Below are 2,728 nucleotides of genomic sequence, written 5' to 3' on the forward strand. Positions count from 1 at the left end.
CCCCAGGCCCGAAACGCAAGCCCACCACACCCCGACGCCCCATCAGACACTCACACACCCAACAACGTGACAGAGCCTCTTCAACCGCATGCTCGGCCAGCTCTACTACTGCCTCCAGCACCACACGCTGTTCGAGGAACACACGGCCTTTCCGACCGCTCTCGCCGTAGCTGCTTGACACGTTGAGCGCCTGAGGTGTCTACACAGCGATCGAATCGCGTATCCCAATTTAGCGGTCGAGTCGTCGCGGGGCTCCGGGCGGCCAAGTTCTTTGAGCCATCCAACGGCGACAAGCTCACAGCCATACCCAGAACCCCCGGGCCCGCCGATCTCACGAATGGCCGGCTCAAAACCCACGCTTGGAAGGTAGAACAAGCTCAGAGTTTTCGGTCCGGCTGCGGCCAGGGCGTCGATGAGGCGGGAGACTGTCGGATCAGGGGCCACCAGGCCGAACACAGCCAGTTCGGCCCGAAGCATGGCGACGTCGGCCAGGCAGTTCCCGCCGAGAGGTGTCGCGAGCGCGATATCGAGGAAGACCTTCCCCGGATGGTGCACAGCCTGCGGCTTGCGCCACGGCGCCAGCGCCGTCGATACCGCCCGGTCAACCGCGGACTTGCGGACCGTCTCGACCAGCGGGGGAGCGGTCGAGGGGGCGTACGGCGAAGTCGATGGCGCGGTCCGTTCGCGCGCGGTCCCCGGAGACGAGGAGATCGAGCTGCAGGCCCCGCACCTGTGCGAGGACAAGGGTCGACAGAGCGGAGGCGTCCTCGGGCGGCCAGCCGTCCGCGACAAGCCTGTTGGCGATGATCCCGATCCAGTCGTGGACGATCGACCGGGAGAGTTCCTCATCCTCCCCGGACCCTTCCCCGTGATGGCCGACGAATTCGAAAAGCAGGAGGAACTGGCGCTGCTCCTGCGGTTCGCACAGCCGACGCCACAGCGCCCTGACGAGTTCGGCCGTCGAGTGCGCCTCGCGGAGCTCCGCGTCCGACGTCAGCCATGCTGCCAGATCCGTGCGGACCTTCTCTGAGACGGCCAGGAGCAGCGCGTCCTTCGAGGAGAAGTGCCGTAGCAGTGTCGCGTGGGTGACACCGAGCGCCTGCGCCACGGGACGCAGGGACAGGCCGCTGATGCCGTGTTCGAGGATGTACTCGGTCGCCGCGGCCAGCAACTCGGGCCGCCGGTGCTGAAACCGGAGGGTGCGCCCGTCGACGTGGGATGAACTCATCGCCGCCTTCCGCTGTTCTGCGTTGATGGAGATTTAACAGTACCACTCGGTTGCCCTAACCGAGTGGTACTGCTACTTTTCTAGTCATCGCAGCCGGTCACTCCGGCCCCAGGACGAGCCCGCCCCGGCAGTGGTGTCGGCTCGCCCACCCTCCATCTCCTTCCGGATCCCCCGTTCCCACTCGAAGGACGGCAATGACTGATCAGAAGCGCATGACCCTGGTCGACCTCGGCCTCTTCACCGGCGTGCCGCAGCACGAGCACTTCTGCCGGATGAAGGACCTCCTCGACACCCGTGAGATGGCGCCCTCCGCACACCCCTATGTCTGGCCACGCAGTGAGGCGGCCCCGCTGCCGGAGAGCTTCGACTACGACGGCACCGCACGAGTGACCAAGGAGTTCCTGGCCCGCACCGACACGTCCGCACTGCTCGTGCTCGTCGACGGGGTCATCAACCACGAGAGCTACTTCCTGACCGGCGGCCCGGACGTGCAGTGGCTGTCCATGTCGGTCTCCAAGAGCTTTGTCTCCGCGCTCGTCGGCATAGCGGTCGACGAGGGGCACATCACGGGCGTCGACGAGCCCATCAGCTCCTACGTGCCGGTGCGGCCCGGTTCCGCGTACGACGGTGTGTCCATCAAGGACGTGCTCCAGATGTCCTCCGGCGCCCGGTGGAACGAGGACTACAACGACCCGGCCTCCGACATCTACCAGCTCACCGCCGCGACGGCGGGCATCGGCGGCACGCTCGACGACTTCGTCGCCCGCATGGTGCGCGAGACCGGGCCCGGCACCGTCTGCCGCTACAACTCCGGTGAGACCCAGATACTCGGCGCCCTGATAGCCCGGGCCACCGGCCGCCCGATGGCCGACTACATGCGCGAGAAGCTGTGCGAGCCGCTCGGCATGACATCGGCGGGTTACTGGCTGGTGGACCCCGCCGGGACGGAACTCGCTTTCGGGGGGCTCAACCTGACCGCCCGCGACTTCGCCAGGCTCGGAGAGCTGTACCGCAACGGGGGTGTGTGGCAGGGCCGGCAGATCGTGCCCGCACAGTGGGTGCGCGACTCGGTCACCGGGACCGCGCCGCACCTGCAACCCGGCCGCCCCCTCGTCGGCGGCCAGCAAGCCGATGGAGTCGGCTACGGCTACCAGTGGTGGCTCCCGGCGGGAGACCGTGGCGAGTTCAGCGCAGTCGGCGTCTACAACCAGTTCGTCTATGTCGATCCGGTCAGCCGGACCACCATCGTGAAGCTCTCGGCCAGCCGCCTGTACGGGACGTCCCTGGACGAAGCCATCAGCGGCGAGGAGGAGACCATCGCTTTCCTGCGCGCGATCGCCCGGCACGGCCACTGACCCGCGATTGAACGCGGATGCTGTGCCGCGTGCGTGGGGGGCGGAGCGGGTTTCCACGCGGTGCCCGGCGGGCTCGGCGACAACATCACCACCCGTCAGCAACAGCCCGCCCCACCCAACCGACGGTGTGCAGCCGCTGGCCACC

Annotated in this window: 3 protein-coding genes and 1 pseudogene; 1 reads left to right on the forward strand and 3 read right to left on the reverse strand. The window is 67.4% G+C overall.

Going from position 1 to position 2,728, the window contains the following annotated elements; translation table 11 throughout:
• The 3 genes and pseudogenes from EES42_RS45815 to EES42_RS37155 form a co-directional block, all read right to left on the reverse strand.
• Positions 1-181 (reverse strand): hypothetical protein (locus EES42_RS45815; protein WP_206433786.1); only part of this gene is annotated, 181 nt, incomplete at its 3' end.
• A 215-nt stretch (positions 182-396) separates the two neighbouring features.
• A pseudogene (locus EES42_RS37150) lies at positions 397-630 on the reverse strand (IS1380 family transposase); the annotation flags it as partial.
• Positions 602-1,228, reverse strand: coding sequence for a TetR/AcrR family transcriptional regulator (locus EES42_RS37155; RefSeq protein WP_124722569.1), 627 nt, complete (start codon positions 1,226-1,228; stop codon positions 602-604). The pseudogene EES42_RS37150 and the gene EES42_RS37155, both read right to left, overlap by 29 nt.
• Before the next feature lie 194 nt (positions 1,229-1,422).
• On the opposite strand from EES42_RS37155, the gene EES42_RS37160 reads away from it, so the two are divergent.
• A complete protein-coding gene (locus EES42_RS37160; RefSeq protein WP_124722570.1) occupies positions 1,423-2,583 on the forward strand; it encodes a serine hydrolase domain-containing protein in 1,161 nt (386 codons plus the stop codon).
• Positions 2,584-2,728 lie beyond the last annotated feature (145 nt).

Source organism: Streptomyces sp. ADI95-17 (assembly GCF_003846175.1).
GTDB lineage: Bacteria > Actinomycetota > Actinomycetes > Streptomycetales > Streptomycetaceae > Streptomyces > Streptomyces sanglieri.

Excerpts from the sequence above, each read along its gene's own strand:
- EES42_RS37155 (WP_124722569.1), bottom strand. The coding sequence starts at position 1,228 with ATGAGTTCATCCCACGTCGACGGGCGCACCCTCCGGTTTCAGCACCGG.
- EES42_RS37160 (WP_124722570.1), top strand. The coding sequence starts at position 1,423 with ATGACTGATCAGAAGCGCATGACCCTGGTCGACCTCGGCCTCTTCACC.